General features: G+C 55.2%; 15 protein-coding genes and 1 tRNA gene. 12 read left to right on the forward strand and 4 right to left on the reverse strand.

What is annotated here, in order from left to right; translation table 11 throughout:
* The first annotated feature begins 82 nt into the window (after nucleotides 1–82).
* The 5 genes from murA to SIB88_RS07205 all read left to right on the forward strand — a co-directional run bounded on the left by murA (nucleotide 83) and on the right by SIB88_RS07205 (nucleotide 4,354).
* A complete protein-coding gene (murA, locus tag SIB88_RS07185; RefSeq protein ID WP_101245767.1) occupies nucleotides 83–1,375 on the forward strand; it encodes a UDP-N-acetylglucosamine 1-carboxyvinyltransferase in 1,293 nt (430 codons plus the stop codon).
* A gap of 61 nt (nucleotides 1,376–1,436) precedes the next feature.
* A complete protein-coding gene (gene hisG, locus SIB88_RS07190; RefSeq protein ID WP_068519595.1) occupies nucleotides 1,437–2,096 on the forward strand; it encodes an ATP phosphoribosyltransferase in 660 nt (219 codons plus the stop codon).
* On the forward strand, nucleotides 2,086–3,381 hold the full coding sequence (gene hisD / locus SIB88_RS07195) for a histidinol dehydrogenase (RefSeq protein WP_412557730.1): 1,296 nt from the start codon (nucleotides 2,086–2,088) through the stop codon (nucleotides 3,379–3,381). Before hisG ends, hisD begins: the two co-directional genes overlap by 11 nt.
* 43 nt (nucleotides 3,382–3,424) lie before the next feature.
* Nucleotides 3,425–3,901 (forward strand): UPF0262 family protein, encoded by a 477-nt coding sequence (locus SIB88_RS07200; RefSeq protein WP_068519597.1) that lies wholly within the window; start codon nucleotides 3,425–3,427, stop codon nucleotides 3,899–3,901.
* A gap of 6 nt (nucleotides 3,902–3,907) precedes the next feature.
* Nucleotides 3,908–4,354: an arsenate reductase ArsC gene (locus tag SIB88_RS07205; protein WP_068519598.1), complete on the forward strand. Its 447-nt coding sequence runs from the start codon at nucleotides 3,908–3,910 to the stop codon at nucleotides 4,352–4,354.
* 5 nt (nucleotides 4,355–4,359) lie between these two features.
* Here SIB88_RS07205 and SIB88_RS07210 read toward each other — a convergent pair whose 3' ends face one another.
* A complete protein-coding gene (locus SIB88_RS07210) occupies nucleotides 4,360–4,851 on the reverse strand; it encodes an N-acetyltransferase family protein (RefSeq protein WP_412557731.1) in 492 nt (163 codons plus the stop codon).
* 274 nt (nucleotides 4,852–5,125) lie between these two features.
* Between SIB88_RS07210 and infA the strand changes: the two genes are divergently transcribed.
* The 5 genes from infA to SIB88_RS07235 all read left to right on the forward strand — a co-directional run bounded on the left by infA (nucleotide 5,126) and on the right by SIB88_RS07235 (nucleotide 7,858).
* Nucleotides 5,126–5,344 (forward strand): translation initiation factor IF-1, encoded by a 219-nt coding sequence (gene infA, locus SIB88_RS07215; protein WP_007092059.1) that lies wholly within the window; start codon nucleotides 5,126–5,128, stop codon nucleotides 5,342–5,344.
* Between the two features lie 146 nt (nucleotides 5,345–5,490).
* On the forward strand, nucleotides 5,491–6,072 hold the full coding sequence (locus SIB88_RS07220) for a Maf family protein (RefSeq protein ID WP_228196421.1): 582 nt from the start codon (nucleotides 5,491–5,493) through the stop codon (nucleotides 6,070–6,072).
* A 2-nt stretch (nucleotides 6,073–6,074) separates the two neighbouring features.
* Complete coding sequence (locus SIB88_RS07225) at nucleotides 6,075–7,475, forward strand: ribonuclease E/G (RefSeq protein ID WP_412557732.1); 1,401 nt, start codon at nucleotides 6,075–6,077, stop codon at nucleotides 7,473–7,475.
* 1 nt (nucleotide 7,476) lies between these two features.
* Nucleotides 7,477–7,677, forward strand: a complete 201-nt coding sequence (locus SIB88_RS07230) for a DNA gyrase inhibitor YacG (RefSeq protein ID WP_101245772.1) — start codon at nucleotides 7,477–7,479, stop codon at nucleotides 7,675–7,677.
* A gap of 105 nt (nucleotides 7,678–7,782) precedes the next feature.
* Nucleotides 7,783–7,858, forward strand: a tRNA-Phe gene (locus SIB88_RS07235).
* 57 nt (nucleotides 7,859–7,915) lie between these two features.
* Here the strand turns inward: SIB88_RS07235 and SIB88_RS07240 are convergent.
* Nucleotides 7,916–8,932 (reverse strand): hypothetical protein, encoded by a 1,017-nt coding sequence (locus SIB88_RS07240; protein WP_412557733.1) that lies wholly within the window; start codon nucleotides 8,930–8,932, stop codon nucleotides 7,916–7,918.
* Between the two features lie 468 nt (nucleotides 8,933–9,400).
* Between SIB88_RS07240 and SIB88_RS07245 the strand changes: the two genes are divergently transcribed.
* Nucleotides 9,401–10,948 carry a CYTH and CHAD domain-containing protein gene (locus SIB88_RS07245; protein ID WP_068519604.1) on the forward strand — a complete coding sequence of 516 codons (1,548 nt, stop codon included), beginning with the start codon at nucleotides 9,401–9,403 and terminating at the stop codon, nucleotides 10,946–10,948.
* Between the two features lie 37 nt (nucleotides 10,949–10,985).
* Here the strand turns inward: SIB88_RS07245 and SIB88_RS07250 are convergent, their stop codons facing one another.
* Nucleotides 10,986–12,470, reverse strand: a complete 1,485-nt coding sequence (locus SIB88_RS07250) for a cryptochrome/photolyase family protein (protein ID WP_412557734.1) — start codon at nucleotides 12,468–12,470, stop codon at nucleotides 10,986–10,988.
* A gap of 116 nt (nucleotides 12,471–12,586) precedes the next feature.
* Nucleotides 12,587–14,107 carry a PLP-dependent aminotransferase family protein gene (locus tag SIB88_RS07255; protein WP_412557735.1) on the reverse strand — a complete coding sequence of 507 codons (1,521 nt, stop codon included), beginning with the start codon at nucleotides 14,105–14,107 and terminating at the stop codon, nucleotides 12,587–12,589.
* Between the two features lie 119 nt (nucleotides 14,108–14,226).
* Between SIB88_RS07255 and SIB88_RS07260 the strand changes: the two genes are divergently transcribed.
* Nucleotides 14,227–14,892: a pyridoxamine 5'-phosphate oxidase family protein gene (locus tag SIB88_RS07260; protein WP_412557736.1), complete on the forward strand. Its 666-nt coding sequence runs from the start codon at nucleotides 14,227–14,229 to the stop codon at nucleotides 14,890–14,892.
* The last annotated feature ends 52 nt before the right edge of the window (nucleotides 14,893–14,944 follow it).

Below are 14,944 nucleotides of genomic sequence, written 5' to 3' on the forward strand. Positions count from 1 at the left end.
TAAAGGCATGGCAACCAATCTGGCATCAAGATGCCAAGACGCGCGTTCGCTGCGCGAGCAAGCGCAGCACAAAGAGGATTGAATGGACAAGATCAAGATTTCCGGTGGTCGCCGGTTGCAGGGCAAAATTGCAATTGGCGGCGCCAAAAATGCGGCACTTCCCCTGATGGCAGCCGCCCTGCTGACAGATGAAACGCTGACCCTTTCCAACCTGCCGCATCTGGCGGACATCACCTCGATGGCGAATCTTCTCGCCCAGCATGGTGTTGCGTTGCATCTGAACGGGCATGCGCCCAATGGCGGGCACACTGGCCGCGTTCTGGAAATGACCGCCAAGGAAATCACCTCGACCACGGCACCTTATGATCTGGTCCGTAAAATGCGGGCATCGGTTCTGGTATTGGGGCCGATCGTTGCACGTTGCGGGATTGCCCGTGTGTCGCTGCCGGGCGGCTGTGCGATCGGGAACCGTCCGGTTGACCTGCATCTCAAGGCACTCGAAGCCATGGGGGCTGAAATCCACCTTACAGAGGGCTATATCGAAGCCCGCGCGCCCGAAGGCCTGAAAGGCGGACATGTCCTGTTCCCGCAGGTTTCCGTCGGGGCGACTGAAAATGCGCTGATGGCGGCATCGCTTGCCGATGGAGTTGTCACGATTGCCAATGCTGCCCGCGAACCCGAGGTCGCGGATCTTGCCCATTGCCTTGTTGCAATGGGGGCGGAGATTGAGGGTATCGGCACTGACACCCTGAAAGTTACCGGCAAACCGCGCCTGCATGGTGCGGAATATTCTGTTGTACCGGACCGTATTGAAACCGGGACCTATGCGATTGCAGCGGCCATCACCGGCGGTGAGATCGAGTTGACCGGAACCCGTATGGATCTGATCGAAAGCCTGGTTGATGCGATGCGCAAGGCCGGCGTCGAAATCGAAGAAACTGCTGACGGCATGAAAGTACGGGGTAACCGTGCGACCCTTCGCGGTGTTGATGTCATGACCGAACCCTATCCGGGGTTCCCGACCGATATGCAGGCCCAGTTCATGGCGCTGATGTCGGTTGCCAATGGCGCTTCGATGATTACCGAGACCATTTTTGAAAACCGCTTCATGCATGTGCCTGAACTGGGACGCATGGGGGCGGATGTGAATGTGCATGGCCGATCCGCAATCGTACGCGGCAGTGCAAAGCTTTCAGGTGCCGAAGTGATGGCAACCGATCTGCGTGCATCGGTATCCATGGTGCTTGCGGGCTTGGCAGCCGAGGGCGAGACGGTTATTAACCGTGTCTATCATCTTGATCGCGGCTATGAGCGGCTTGAAGAAAAACTTGCGGCCTGTGGGGCGCAAATCGAACGTGTCCGCGTTCCGGCCTGATTTGCCGGTGGTGATCGCACAGCGATCGGGACAACAGACAAACGCGTAAGGCGACTGATTTATGAGTGACGAAAAGTTGGTGCTTGCCCTGCCAAAGGGGCGCATTCTTGACGAGGTGATGCCACTGGTCCGATCCGCCGGGATCGAACCGGAAGCGGCATTTGATGATCCGAAATCCCGGGCACTTCGGTTTGCCACCAATCATCCGCATATCGATATCATTCGTGTTCGCAGCTTTGATGTTGCAACCTTTGTTGCGTTTGGTGCCGCCCATATCGGTGTATGCGGCAATGATGTCCTGATGGAATTCGACTATCCCGATATTTATGCGCCGCTGGATCTGAATATCGGGCATTGCCGCCTGGCTGTTGCCGAACCCGAAGACATGATTGATGGCGATGATCCGTCACGCTGGTCGCATGTTCGTGTTGCCACCAAATATCCGCACGTAACCCGAACCCATTTTGCAGCCCGCGGTGTGCAGGCCGAATGCATCAAGCTTAATGGTGCGATGGAACTGGCACCGACGCTTGGTTTGTGTCGTCGTATTGTTGATCTTGTTTCGACCGGCAACACGCTTAAGGCCAATGGTCTGCGCGAGATTGAACATATCGCCGATGTGACATCGCGTCTGATTGTGAACCGGGCTGCTCTTAAGACACGCCCGACTGATATTCAGCCCTGGATCGACCGTTTCTCCGAGGTAGTCAATGCCGCTTAAGCTTTCCATTACGGACGCCAATTTCGAAGAAGACTTTGTCAAGCTTCTGGGCATGAAGCGCGAATCGGATGCCGATGTTGATGCCGCTGTTGCCAATATCATCGCCGACGTGCGTGCACGTGGTGACGAAGCCGTTTGTGAATATACCAATCGCTTTGACCGTCTGAATATCGATGCCAAGGGCATGGTGGTCAGTGCCGCCGAAGTTGATGCTGCAATTGCCGATATTGATGCGGACTTGCTTAAATCGCTGGAACTGGCCGCCGAACGCATTGGAGCCTATCATGCCAAGCAAATGCCGACGGATGAACGTTACACCGACGAAGCCGGGGTTGAGCTTGGCTGGCGCTGGCGCGCTGTTTCGGCAGCCGGTCTTTATGTGCCTGGCGGTTTGGCGTCCTATCCGTCATCTGTTCTGATGAATGCGATCCCGGCCAAGGTGGCCGGTGTTGAACGCCTTGTCATGGTTGTGCCGACCCCGGATAACAAAATGAACCCGCTGGTTCTGGCCGCGGCCCGTATTGCCGGTGTCGACGAAATTTACCGTATCGGCGGCGCACAGGCGGTCGCAGCCCTTGCCTATGGCACTGAAACCATCAAGCCGGTCGACAAGATCGTTGGTCCGGGTAATGCCTTTGTTGCCGCGGCCAAGCGTCGCGTTTTCGGTCAGGTCGGCATTGATATGATTGCCGGTCCGTCGGAAATCCTTGTGGTTGCGGATGGCAGCAACGATCCAAGCTGGGTCGCAGCCGATCTGTTGTCGCAGGCCGAACATGATCCGGTTGCGCAGTCGATTCTGATTACCGATGACGCCGGGTTTGCCGATCGCGTGCAACAAGCCATTGATGCGCATCTTGAAACCTTGCCACGTGCAGAAATCGCGGGCGCAAGCTGGCGCGACTTTGGTGCAATTGTCTTGGTCGAAAATCTGTCGCAGGCTCCGGCCCTTGTGGATCGGATCGCACCGGAACATCTTGAACTGGCGGTCGATGACCCGGACGCCCTGGCAGAAGACATTCATCATGCCGGCGCGATTTTCCTGGGTCGTTACACGCCGGAAGCCATTGGTGACTATGTCGCCGGGCCGAACCACGTTCTGCCAACCGCCCGTTCGGCACGGTTTTCTTCCGGTCTTGGGGTTCTGGACTTCATCAAGCGTTCTTCGCTGATCAAGTGCACACCCGAAAGCCTTGCCAAAATCGGGCCGGCCGCAATTGCACTGGCAGAAAGTGAAGGTTTGCAGGCACACGGACTTTCAGTAGCGATCCGGTCAAACCAGATGTAAGCTGTTGCAGTGCAGCGCGTAAGGGGACCGCAGGGAGAAAGCCATGGCTTCAAATCAGTGTATCGCCGGTATTTATCTTGATGAAAAATACAAGGTGCGTCGCCGTCCCGAGGTCGAGCACGAGCAGGCTGTGGCAATTTACGACCTGCTGGAAGAAAATCACTTCGAGCCTGCTGGCGGGTTCGAAGGTCCGTATTCGGTTCATATGCGCATCGAAGACAATCGCATCTATATGGATGTGCGCGGCGATGATGATAGTGAAAACCTGACCACCATTCCCGTGCCCTTGTCGCCGTTCCGCCGGATCGTCAAAGATTACTTCATGATTTGCGAAAGCTATTATGACGCAATCAAAAAGGCCAGTGCAGCCCAGATCGAGACGATCGATATGGCGCGGCGCGGCCTGCATAACGAAGGGTCGGAGCAATTGCGCGAGCTTCTGACCGACAAGGTGACGATTGATGAAAATACGGCCCGTCGCCTGTTTACGCTGATTTGTGTTCTTCACATCCGGGGTTAAGGCGACGTGGCAGAAGAACTTCCCGGCTCGGTTCTTTTTGCCTGCAGTTACAATGCCGTTCGTTCCGTGATGGCGGCCGCATTGTTGCGTCATTATCACGGAACACGCGTTTATGTTGAAAGTTGCGGCGTACGTGCAGGCGATGTTGACGGTTTTGCCATCGCCGTGATGGATGAAATCGGGCTCGATATTTCATCCTATAAATCCAAGACATTCGATCAGCTCGAAGACGGGTTCTTTGACCTGATTATCACCATGTCGCCCGAGGCCCAGCACCGTGCGGTGGAGATGACCCGCACGATGGCCTGTGATGTCGAATTCTGGAATACCTTTGACGCCACCATGATCGAAGGATCGCGCGAAACCAGACTTGATGCCTATCGTCAGGTCCGCGATCAGATCAAAAAGCGCATCCTTGATCGTTTCCCGGTCGGCCCGGCACCGAAAATCTAGCAAGATCAGCTGGCCTCTGTTGCCAGATGGTCGAATGCCGGTCCATCAAGAACGAAAATCCGTTCATCAGTTGCGTGACGCATCCCAAGCTTTTCGTAAAATCGTTGGCCCACCATATTTTCGGCATCAACTGACAGCCGGATATAACTTTTGCCGGATGCACGTGCTCGGCGGGCAACATTTGCAACAAGATGCCGGGCGAAACCGCCCCCGCGATGAGACGGCGCGACATAAAGGTCCTGGATATAAAGCCCGGCTTTGCCGCGAAATGTTGAATAGCTGGGAAAAAACACACAAACCGCGACCGGCGTCTGGTGATCGGTTGCGATCAATGCCTCGAATGCCGGGCTGTCGCCAAAGCCGTCACGGACCAAATCATCGGGCGTACTTCTGAATTTGTCCTCACAGCCGGTAGTTTTGGCGATTTCAAGCAGCATGGCATGGATGGCGGGGACGTCGGGCTTTTGGGCCAAACGAATTTCCGGGTGGCGGGGCATCCGTATTTTCCTTTGAAACGGGGCGATTGATTGTTGGAACAATACGCGGGCACAAGGCCGGGGCAAAGGATCAATCATCATTTATGTGGGCTTGTTGGCAATCCGGATAAGGGGCGCAACCCCGCACCGGTCAGATCAAATATCGCTGCCATGCCAAAGATGCAGTGCTGAGACGCCCGCCATGACATGCGAAAGAACTTGACCTTTTGCCCGGTTCAGAGCAGTTTGCGCCCCACCGGTATTTTGATATTGCAATACGAAAGCTAGGAGTCACATGGCTAAAGAAGACGTTATCGAGTTTCAGGGCACCGTCGTTGAACTTCTGCCCAATGCGATGTTTCGCGTGAAGCTGGACAATGACCACGAAATCCTTGCCCACACCTCGGGTAAAATGCGCAAGAACCGTATTCGTGTTCTCGCAGGGGACCGTGTCAGCGTCGAAATGACCCCTTATGACCTGACCAAAGGTCGTATCACCTTCCGTTTCAAGTAATCTGGAACCAGTTCCAGCGCAAATTGACCTTGTCTGGCGCGCAGTTTACCCTTTGCGCCCAGGGCAACTTGTTGCTGTTTACGGGGATGTGCATCTTTGAGCACGTCAATCCCACGGTTTAAGATCCGATATCCGGGAGCCACGTCTTGTCGAAACTGATACTGGCATCTGCATCGCCGCGCCGTCTTGAGCTGCTTGCGCAGATCGGAATTGTGCCAGATCAGGTGGTCCCGGCAGATATCGACGAAACACCCACGGCCGATGAAAGTCCGCGCCGGCTGGCGCTCCGCCTTGCCGAGGAAAAAGCCCGTGCTGTTGCAAAAGGCAATGGCGGGGCTTTTGTACTTGCGGCGGACACGGTGGTCGCATGCGGCAACCGGGCCTTGGGTAAGGCCGAGGATCAGGCCGAAGCCCGCAAGTTCCTGACACTGCTTTCGGGGCGTCGTCATCGTGTTTATGGTGGCATGTGCCTGATTGCACCGGATGGCACGGAACGGTCGCGTGTGATCGAAACGCAAGTCAAATTCAGAAATCTCGGGCACGAAGATCTGGATCGTTATTTGTCGCATGATGAATGGAAAGGCAAGGCAGGCGCCTATGCCATCCAGGGACATGCGGCAACCTTTGTAAAGGCGATTTCCGGGTCCTATTCGAATGTGGTCGGACTGTCACTGTGCGAGGTGGATGGTCTGCTGCGCGGCCTTGGCTATCAAACAAAAGAGGTCTGATCATGTCGGCTGGCGGACATAACCGGGACCGCCTGCTGATTGATGCGATTGCGCTTGAACGCAGGGTCGCGCTGATCAGGAATGACCGCATTTGCCGTCTGTGGATTGATCGCGGCGGCCCGGCACGGTTTGATATCCATCTTGGACGTGTTTCCAAAATTCTTCCTGAAATGGCGGCCGCAATGGTTGCGCTTGATGGTTTGGAAGACGGCTTGTTGCCGTTTGACCGCCATGACGGGTCGTTGCACGAAGGCCAATGGGTTGTGGTTCAGATCGCCCGCCTTGGTTTTGAAGACAAGGGCGTGAAGCTGACCGGACGCATCGCGATCGAAGGTGTCGGGATGATCTTGCGTCCCGGTGGTCAACTGATTGAGTTGCCCAGAAAACTCAAAGATGCGCAACAGCGCGCCAACCTGCTTGCGATCCTGAAAAACATCCAGTCACACGACGATGGCATCATGTTGCGTTCCGGGGCCACAGATTGGGACGAAGACGCGATTGCCGGTGAATACCAGCTGCTAAGCGCCCAGTGGCAAAAGGCCGAGGCCGCACTGGCAAACCCGCGTAAACCGTTGCTGGTTTGCAAGGCGCAGTCGGAACTTGATCAGATGATCGAACGCCATCTGATGGCGGGGCAGGAATGCCTGGTCGACGGGGTCGATGAATTTGTTCGATTGCGCGGCATATTAAAGGCACGCGGCAAGGCCGAAGATCATCTGTTGCGCCATGGCGGGTCACGTTTGCTGTTTGATGATCAGGACATCGAGGCCGATATTGCCAATGCCCTGAATTCAAAAGTCGACCTTGCCGGGGGCGGGTGGATCGCAATTGATCAGGCAACAGCGTTATGTGCGATTGATGTCAATGGGGCAGGCGCAGATAGCGGACGTGATCCGGAATCCCGTGCAATAGACATCAATCTGCGGGCCGCGGACGAAATTTTCCACCAGATCAGGCTGCGCAATATTGGCGGTCTTGTCGTGATTGATCCGTTGCGGATGAAAAGCCGTGCCGGGCGTGACAAATTTGATGCCGCGATCAAGGCCGCATTTGGGCCGGAACTTGATGGTGCCGTGCAAATTGGCGGATTTACCCGGCTGGGTCTTTATGAATTCAGCCGTCAGCGCGCCGGCGAATCGCTGGCAGCACGGATTCTGGTCAAACAGGATCAGGCACGGCTTAATGCTGTTTCGGCATTGAACAATGTCTTGCGAAATGTGGTCGGGGAAAGTCGCGCGGGACTGGCGGGAACGGTGCGTTTGTATGTTGCCAGTGACATTGCGCAAAGACTTGCTGAAAGTGATGATGCGCGCCAGATACTGATCAGGGCGTTTGGAACGGTCCCGCAAATCCTGGCCGATCCGGCCCTTGAAAACGATAGTTACCGGTTGGAAAAGAATTAGGATGACCCAAGAAAATACAACGAAAACAGTCAGCTCCGAGTGCGTGGTTTGCGGCAAGCCGGCAGACGACAAATACAAGCCGTTCTGTTCCAGACGCTGTGCGGATCGCGACCTTGGGAAGTGGTTGAATGAAAGCTATGCAATTCCCGCGACCGAGCCGCCGGAGTATCTGGAAGACCTTGAAGATGAAGAAGAATTTTAATCGCAAAAAAAATGCGATTTGAGGCTAGACAAGCCCCAAAGGAGTTTGTATAACCCCGCTCGTTCCGCAGGGAACACTCCGGAGACGGAGACGAAAGTCGGATTTGCCCAGGTAGCTCAGTTGGTAGAGCAGTGGACTGAAAATCCGCGTGTCGGTGGTTCGAGTCCGCCCCTGGGCACCACTTTCGGTAGCCAAAAAAACCCGGCCTTGTGGCCGGGTTTTTTGTTTCTCCATCCTGTCAGCTGTCGGTATTCGGAAGCCACAAGGTAAAAGCAACGGCTTTGTCGTCCTGATCCGTTCCTTCGCCCGTCAGGTTGCGCTTGCGATCCAGAGTGAAGGTGCCCGACGCAAAATCGCCCCTGTCGCAATTGGTAAACCAGCTGCCTTCGGCCGGGCTGTCATATTTGCTGACACTCAGCTGCATTTTGCAGTTGGCGCTGTTGCGGCCGACAAATTCCATTGATCCGCCATAGTCCTTGAGGCTGATCTGGGTATCAAGATAACCGTCGGAAAAGCCATCGCCCCAGGTCATCGCGAAAGTGCGTTTGTAATCGCCTTTTTTCACGGTCGCCCAGTTGCTGTCTTCAAAGGATGAGGATTGCGATGCGGCTGATTTGCGGGCAGGGCATTGCTGTTTCGGAAGTGCGGCAACCTGCGCGCCATAGGCGTCGCGATCCTTGACCAGGCTGATGCCCTGAATAAGCTTGGTCATGTTCAGATCGGGCTGGCCGCAATAATAGACGCTGACCACGGCATCGATCCCGCCATGATCATTGTCATAGATCTTCTGCCCGCGGGTCGCGCGAAAGCCGAATTTGGCAACCTTGCACTCGGAAATGTTGCCGATATTGGCATCCGCGTAATAGCCGACGGCACGACCGTTATCGTTTGACGTAACCGGATAGGTTTTCAGGATCTCGATATTGTTCTTGGCAAATTCGGCCCGAAATTCTTCTTCGTCTTTGAGTTTCTGTTCGGTTTGCTGGGTAAACCAGACATCAAACGTATAAGAGCTGGTCACAATCCCGTTGCCACAGCCCAGTTCCCACTTTTCGTTCTGGACCTGACCGTTGTTGCGGTCGTTCTGTTCAAGCTTTGTGACAGGGATGTTTGAAATGGTCGGAACGTTGAACCGCGATTTGCCGATCGGCTGTTCCTGCCATTCCGAAAAAGAGTAATTCCGGGTGGTCTGGCACCCCGCCAACAACAGGGTGGTGCCAATAACGGCAAAGCCGATAAGTTTTTTGGTCTGCATTTTTGCCCTCAATTTTTAATGTCCCGCAAACAGCATAGGGATGTTTGATATCGCTGGGACCTGATCAAAGGGGTGGGGATGCGATTTTAGTCCTGTACTTTCAGATGGTTGCTGGTTTTCGCATGCTTGCGAATGCGCAAAAATGCCGGATGTCGGGAATCGGGCCGGTGTGACAGCAAATTTTTTGGGGAACGTCGCATGGTCCTTGATGCAAACCAGCAAAGAAGGGGGACAAAACTGCTCAAATGAACAGAATCCCCAAGTCTGGATTTCAAATGAAAAGCCGAAACTGTGCGAGCCGCCAGATCTGCGTTTAGTGCTTGATTAAGAACGGCTTTACGCCTTTTGTTGCGGAAATTTTACATTCCGGTACGCTTTGAAATCAGACGGCAGCAAAATGTTATCGGAGTTCGCTTAACGAACCGGTGGCTCCCGCGTCACCGAAAACTGGATGCCCAGGGGACAAACATGACTGAGAAGCAGATCGAGATCGAACTGAAACTTCGGATCGATCCGAAACACGTTGCGCGCCTTAAGAACGCGCCGGTCCTGCGCGAGGTCAAGGAAGGTCGGCGTCTGATGACGACGCATCTTGTCTCTATTTACCATGACACGCCCAAGCTTGCCCTTGCCAACAAGGGGCTTGCGATCCGCGTGCGCAAAAAAGGCACCAAAGGCTGGGAGCAAACAGTCAAGACATCCAACGGCCTGCGTGAAGCACTGCCATCGCGTCATGAATGGACGGTGGAACTCGAAGACGGTGTGCTTGATCTTGATCTGTTTACCGATAAGGACGTCAAAAAGCTTCTGAACAAGTTTGCCCGAAAAAAGAAGATCGACCGTATCTTCGAAAGCGACCTGAAACGAAGTGCCGTTGATTTGACCTATCGCGATGCTGTCATGGAACTGGCGATCGATCAGGGTGTGGTGCGATCAGGTGAAAAGGAAGTTCCGATTTCCGAGGTCGAGTTTGAGCTTAAAAAAGGCCATCCGGCGGCACTTTTTGATCTCGCACTTGAACTGCAGCGCACGGTGCCTTTGTTGTTAAGCATGCGCTCCAAGGCATCACGCGGGCGTGACCTTTATCTTGATCGGGCCCCCGGCGCGTACCGCGCAGCCCCGGTTGAACTGACCGATGACATGTCGGCTGAAACGGCATTTCGCACCATGCTGGGGCAGGGGCTTCGGATGATTCTCAGCAACGAGGTCTGTGTTCGTCAGGATCTTGATGTTGAAGGCTGCCATCAGATGCGCATCGGGATGCGTCGATTGCGGGTCGCGCTGAACCTTTTTAAAAGAAACCTTCCGGCTGGCGAGGCCGTCTTGCTGCGCCGTTTGCTTAAATCATGCAGCAAGGGGTTGGATGGTTTGCGCGATTGGGATGTTTTCCTGGGCGAGACCCTGCCCCTGATCGAAGAACGTTTTCCCGATCACCAAGGCGTTGCCGAATTGCGCATCGCAGCCCAAAAACAGCGTGCCAAGGCATTGGACGCGGCCCGGGTGATGCTGGATGCGCCGGAATATGGTCAGCTTCTTTTGATCCTGGGGGCCTGGGCAAGTTATTCGCGCTGGGCATCAGGGGCCAGTGCCGAACAGATGAAGGCAATGGCATCCCCGGTCACTGATCTGGCAACACCGCTTCTTGATCGGGCCTATAAGCGGGTCACCAAGCGGGGCGAAAATGTCGCCGAACTCACTACGCCGCAACTTCATGCCTTGCGCCTTGATGTCAAACAGATGCGCTATGGGACCGAGTTTTTCGGGTCGGTCTATCCGGCCAAAAAGGTCAAAAAGTTCCGATCCAGACTGACATCGATGCAGCAAATTCTGGGACAGCTTCAGGACGCCGCCGTTGCCGAGGCAAGGCTTTCGGCCCTGACGCCCGAACTGTCAGCTGACGGGCATGTTGCGGTCGGACTGGTGTCGGGCTGGTTTGGCGCACGCGTCGAACATGAACTTCCTGGCCTTGAAGAAGCCTGCAAGAACTTCACAGAACAAAAGCTGTTCTGGAAGTAGGTAACCCGGTTGCTGCGGGGCGGGTGAAGCCGGGTGCCTAAGATGCCGCCTGTTTCATGTCCTGATAGGCGCTAAGGGCGCGTTCACGGCCTTCTTTGACGCCGATAACCGGTTCGGGGTAGTCGGTGCCCAAACGGACGCCAGCGGCCTTGAGGATCAAGGGCGATGCTTCCCACGGTTTGTGGATATATTGTTCGGGCATGTCACGCAGTTCTGGCACCCACTGACGGACATAGTCACCGGCCGGATCAAACTTTTCACCCTGAAGTACCGGGTTGAAAATGCGGAAATACGGGGCCGCATCCGCCCCGCATCCACCAATCCATTGCCAGGAAAAGGCATTATTGGCCGGGCAGGCATCAACAAGCGTATCGTCAAACCATGCCAGCCCCGCGCGCCAATGAATCAGCAGATGCTTGACCAAAACCGAACCGACAATCATCCGGACCCGGTTATGCATATAGCCGGTGTGCCAAAGTTCGCGCATGCCGGCATCGACAATGGGAAAACCGGTCTGGCCTTTTTGCCAGCGTGCAAGGGCGTCCTGATCTTCTGACCATGGAAAATGCGCAAACTGCCCCTGCAATGGTACCGATCGCAGGTCTTTGGCATGAAACAGAATGTGATGGGCAAATTCGCGCCATCCCAGTTCGGACATGAATTTTGACGCGGTTTTCCCCTGTCCCTGATGGGCATCGGCATAATGGCTTGCACTATGCCACACCTGATAGGGGCTGATTTCGCCAAAACGCAAATGCGGGGAAAGCTCGGACGTTACCCGGCGGTCTGGCCGGTCGCGCAGATCGGCGTAATCAACCAGACGATCATCGATAAAATCAAACAGCTGGTCTTTTGCCCCTTGTTCACCCGGGGTGAACCGTTCGGCAAGGCCACCGGCCCAGTCAAACGGTTTGGGGCCAAGATCAAGGGCCGAAAGGCTTACTTCGTCACCAAGTTCAGCATCGCACAGTGCAATCGTGTCCGGGGCGGCAATTGGCGTACGGGGTGGTGGAAATTTCTGGCAGGCCCGCCAGAACGGGCTATAGACCTTGAAATCCGTGCCGTTACCGGTTTTGACTTCCCACGGTTCGAACAGAAGATTGGCCTTGAAGCTTTCACATGTCAGGCCGCGATCAGACAATGCGGATTTGATGTCGGTGTCGCGTTCTGTTGATGGTTTGTCATACAGGCGGTTCCAAAACACCGCCTTGACGTCACAAGACCCGATGATGGTTTCAAGAACCCCATGCGCGTCACCGTGAAACAGGCGCAAGGATGGAATTTGGGCCGATGACTTTGCGGCCAGGCCATCAATGCCTTGCGCTAGGGCAGACAGACTTTTTTCAAGCCACCAGCGCGTTGCCCCGCCAAGCTGACCGTCAATGACCGGATCAAGAATAAAGACCGGCAGCACCACACCATTATGCTCGGACGCCCACTTTACAGCCGCACGCAAGGCAGGATTATCCGCCAGACGCAGATCGTTTCGAAACCACATGATGGCGATCGGGCGTTGGGTCATTGGTAATCCTGAAGTTTCTTGTCCTGCGGGGATTTCAAAGCCGGAGGGGAGAGAGTGTCGTGACTGTGACAGCGTATTGAGGGGATGTCACGCCACTCTCTCTGGCTCGGGGTACATCAAGCATTACGTTTCAGAATTTCGATCAGTTCACCGAAGCTGTCAGAAAGTTGGTTTTTGTCCCAGCCGGCAAATCCAAGAACCAGCCCCTTGGGCAAGGTTTCTGCATTTTCGGGTGATTTGTCATGGTAATAGGATGAAAGAGCCCGGCAATCCAAACCGGCCTCGACCATTTTTTCCTGAATGAATATATCGTCATGGCCGCCTGTCAGTCGGGCGCACAGATGCAATCCGCCATCCGATGGCATTGCCGCAAGCAATCCTGACGCGCCGTTTGCAATCAGATCCTTGAGATGGGCGCGTCTTTCCCCGTATCGCATCCGCATTTTGCGGACATGACTGCCAAAATGCCCTTCGGCAAAGAATGTACCAAGGGCCGCCTGTGCCGTTGGTGCCGGAACACCGTCGGCAAAACCGCGCATGCCACGAAAAGCCGGGATCAATGCCGGTGGCAGAACAAGATAGCCAAGCCGAATACCCGGAAACAGGACCCGTGAAAACGTCCCGACATAAATTACCCGATGATCGGTATCGAGCCCCTGAAGCGATGAAAGTGGCGGCCCGTCATAGCGGTAATCGCTGTCGTAATCGTCTTCAACAATCCAGGCGTCATGGGCCTGTGCCCATTGCAAAAGTGCCAGTCGCCGCGACAGGGACAATGTGGTGCCCAGCGGATAATTGCGCGACGGGGTGGTCACAATCACCCTGGATGGGGACGGTGTTTGGGATAACCGTGCAACACATAATCCTTCATCGTCGACCGCCACCGGATGCACAATGGCGCCACTTGATGCCAGTACCCCGCGAATGCCCTCGTAACCGGGGTCCTCGGTTGCGATGATATCGCCCGGATCAACAAGGGCACGGGCAATCAGATCAAGTGCCTGCTGGGCACCGGAAACCACCATGACCTGATCGGCGTGGCAATTGACCCCACGCGACTGGCGCAGCCATTTGGCAATTTCCGCCCGCAATTGCGGCAATCCCATCGGATCATCGGGAATGGTCAGGTCGATATTTGGCGCGCGCCAGGCGCGGCGCAAAAGGCGCGCCCACATATCAAACGGGAAACCGTCCAGATCCGGCGTTGCCGGGTTGAACGGGCGGGCAACGCGAAAACGCGGAAACCGTCGCTGATATGCCAGCATCCGTGACGCGCTTTGACTAAGATGCAATGGGCGCGCGTCCGATCCCCGCGACGGGGGCGTTCCGGTTTGTGACACGGTCTGCATGTCACGATCAGGGAGTGAGCGGGCAACAAAGCTTCCAGCGCCAATGCGGGTTTCAAGATATCCTTCGGATGTCAGCAAATCGAAACTGGTCACCACCGTATTGCGCGATATCCCCAGTGACTTTGCCAGATCACGACTTGCCGGAAGCCGTTCCCCCGGATGCAGGCGCCCGTCCAGAATGGCGGACCGGATGCCGTGATAAAGTCTGCGATAGGCCGTGGTTGCGCCGGGCTCGTTGTCCCCGTCGATCTGGCTTGGGTAAATCCAGCTGTAATCACTGCGTGGCATCGGCGGTCCTGCGGGTTAAATTGGATCTATCATTTTTACTATAATGGACCTTTTTAAAAGTCCAATTCTAACGATGATGGCGCCATTGATTGCCACCCGAATAAAAGAACGAGACCGCCATGGCTGATATGACCTTGCCCGAACAATATGAAGTCCATCCCCACACCAAAGTTGTCCGCGGACCCAAACGCGCGTCTTATGACCGTGAACTTGTGCACGGCATTATTGATGATGCGCTGATTTGTCATGTCGGCACGGTGGTCAATGGTCGTCCGGCCATGATCCCGACCGCGCACTGGCGTGTGGGTGAACGGATTTACATCCATGGTGCGTCAAAAAACCGCATTCTGGCGGCGATTGCCGATGGCGCAGAAGCCTGCCTGTGCATCACCCATCTTGATGGTCTGGTGATGGCGCGTTCTGCCTTTCATCATTCCGCCAATTACCGGTCGGTCATCATTTATGGCAAGGGCGCGGTTGTAACCGATGACGCCGACAAGATGGAACATTCGCGCCTGTTTGTCGAAAAGCTTGAACCGGGGCGCTGGGATAAAATCCGCCAGCCAAACAAACAGGAACTCAAAGCCACGATGTTCCTTGGATTTGATCTTGAACAGGTTTCTGCAAAGGTGCGCGCCGGCGATCCGGTCGATGATGACGAAGATTATGACTGGCCGGTATGGGCTGGTATACTGCCCAGTACGACCCACTGGGGCACTCCGATTGACGATACCCGCATCAAACCCGGGTTCGAGGGGCAGGGATATCTTCGGACATCTTCGTGATTAAATGAAAAAGGGCTGGCAATCATTTGCCAGCCCTTCGTCTGTTCGGATA

The organism is Thalassospira sp. MIT121401, from assembly GCF_047125595.1.
GTDB classification, from domain to species: Bacteria; Pseudomonadota; Alphaproteobacteria; order Rhodospirillales; family Thalassospiraceae; genus Thalassospira; species Thalassospira povalilytica.

What these genes read in the sequence shown, in the direction of transcription:
- murA (WP_101245767.1), top strand. Translation starts at nt 83, where the DNA reads ATGGACAAGATCAAGATTTCCGGTGGTCGCCGGTTGCAGGGCAAAATT.
- hisG (WP_068519595.1), top strand. Translation starts at nt 1,437, where the DNA reads ATGAGTGACGAAAAGTTGGTGCTTGCCCTGCCAAAGGGGCGCATTCTT.
- hisD (WP_412557730.1), top strand. Translation starts at nt 2,086, where the DNA reads ATGCCGCTTAAGCTTTCCATTACGGACGCCAATTTCGAAGAAGACTTT.
- SIB88_RS07200 (WP_068519597.1), top strand. Translation starts at nt 3,425, where the DNA reads ATGGCTTCAAATCAGTGTATCGCCGGTATTTATCTTGATGAAAAATAC.
- SIB88_RS07210 (WP_412557731.1), bottom strand. Translation starts at nt 4,851, where the DNA reads ATGCCCCGCCACCCGGAAATTCGTTTGGCCCAAAAGCCCGACGTCCCC.
- infA (WP_007092059.1), top strand. Translation starts at nt 5,126, where the DNA reads ATGGCTAAAGAAGACGTTATCGAGTTTCAGGGCACCGTCGTTGAACTT.
- SIB88_RS07225 (WP_412557732.1), top strand. Translation starts at nt 6,075, where the DNA reads ATGTCGGCTGGCGGACATAACCGGGACCGCCTGCTGATTGATGCGATT.
- SIB88_RS07230 (WP_101245772.1), top strand. Translation starts at nt 7,477, where the DNA reads ATGACCCAAGAAAATACAACGAAAACAGTCAGCTCCGAGTGCGTGGTT.
- SIB88_RS07240 (WP_412557733.1), bottom strand. Translation starts at nt 8,932, where the DNA reads ATGCAGACCAAAAAACTTATCGGCTTTGCCGTTATTGGCACCACCCTG.
- SIB88_RS07245 (WP_068519604.1), top strand. Translation starts at nt 9,401, where the DNA reads ATGACTGAGAAGCAGATCGAGATCGAACTGAAACTTCGGATCGATCCG.
- SIB88_RS07250 (WP_412557734.1), bottom strand. Translation starts at nt 12,470, where the DNA reads ATGACCCAACGCCCGATCGCCATCATGTGGTTTCGAAACGATCTGCGT.
- SIB88_RS07255 (WP_412557735.1), bottom strand. Translation starts at nt 14,107, where the DNA reads ATGCCACGCAGTGATTACAGCTGGATTTACCCAAGCCAGATCGACGGG.
- SIB88_RS07260 (WP_412557736.1), top strand. Translation starts at nt 14,227, where the DNA reads ATGGCTGATATGACCTTGCCCGAACAATATGAAGTCCATCCCCACACC.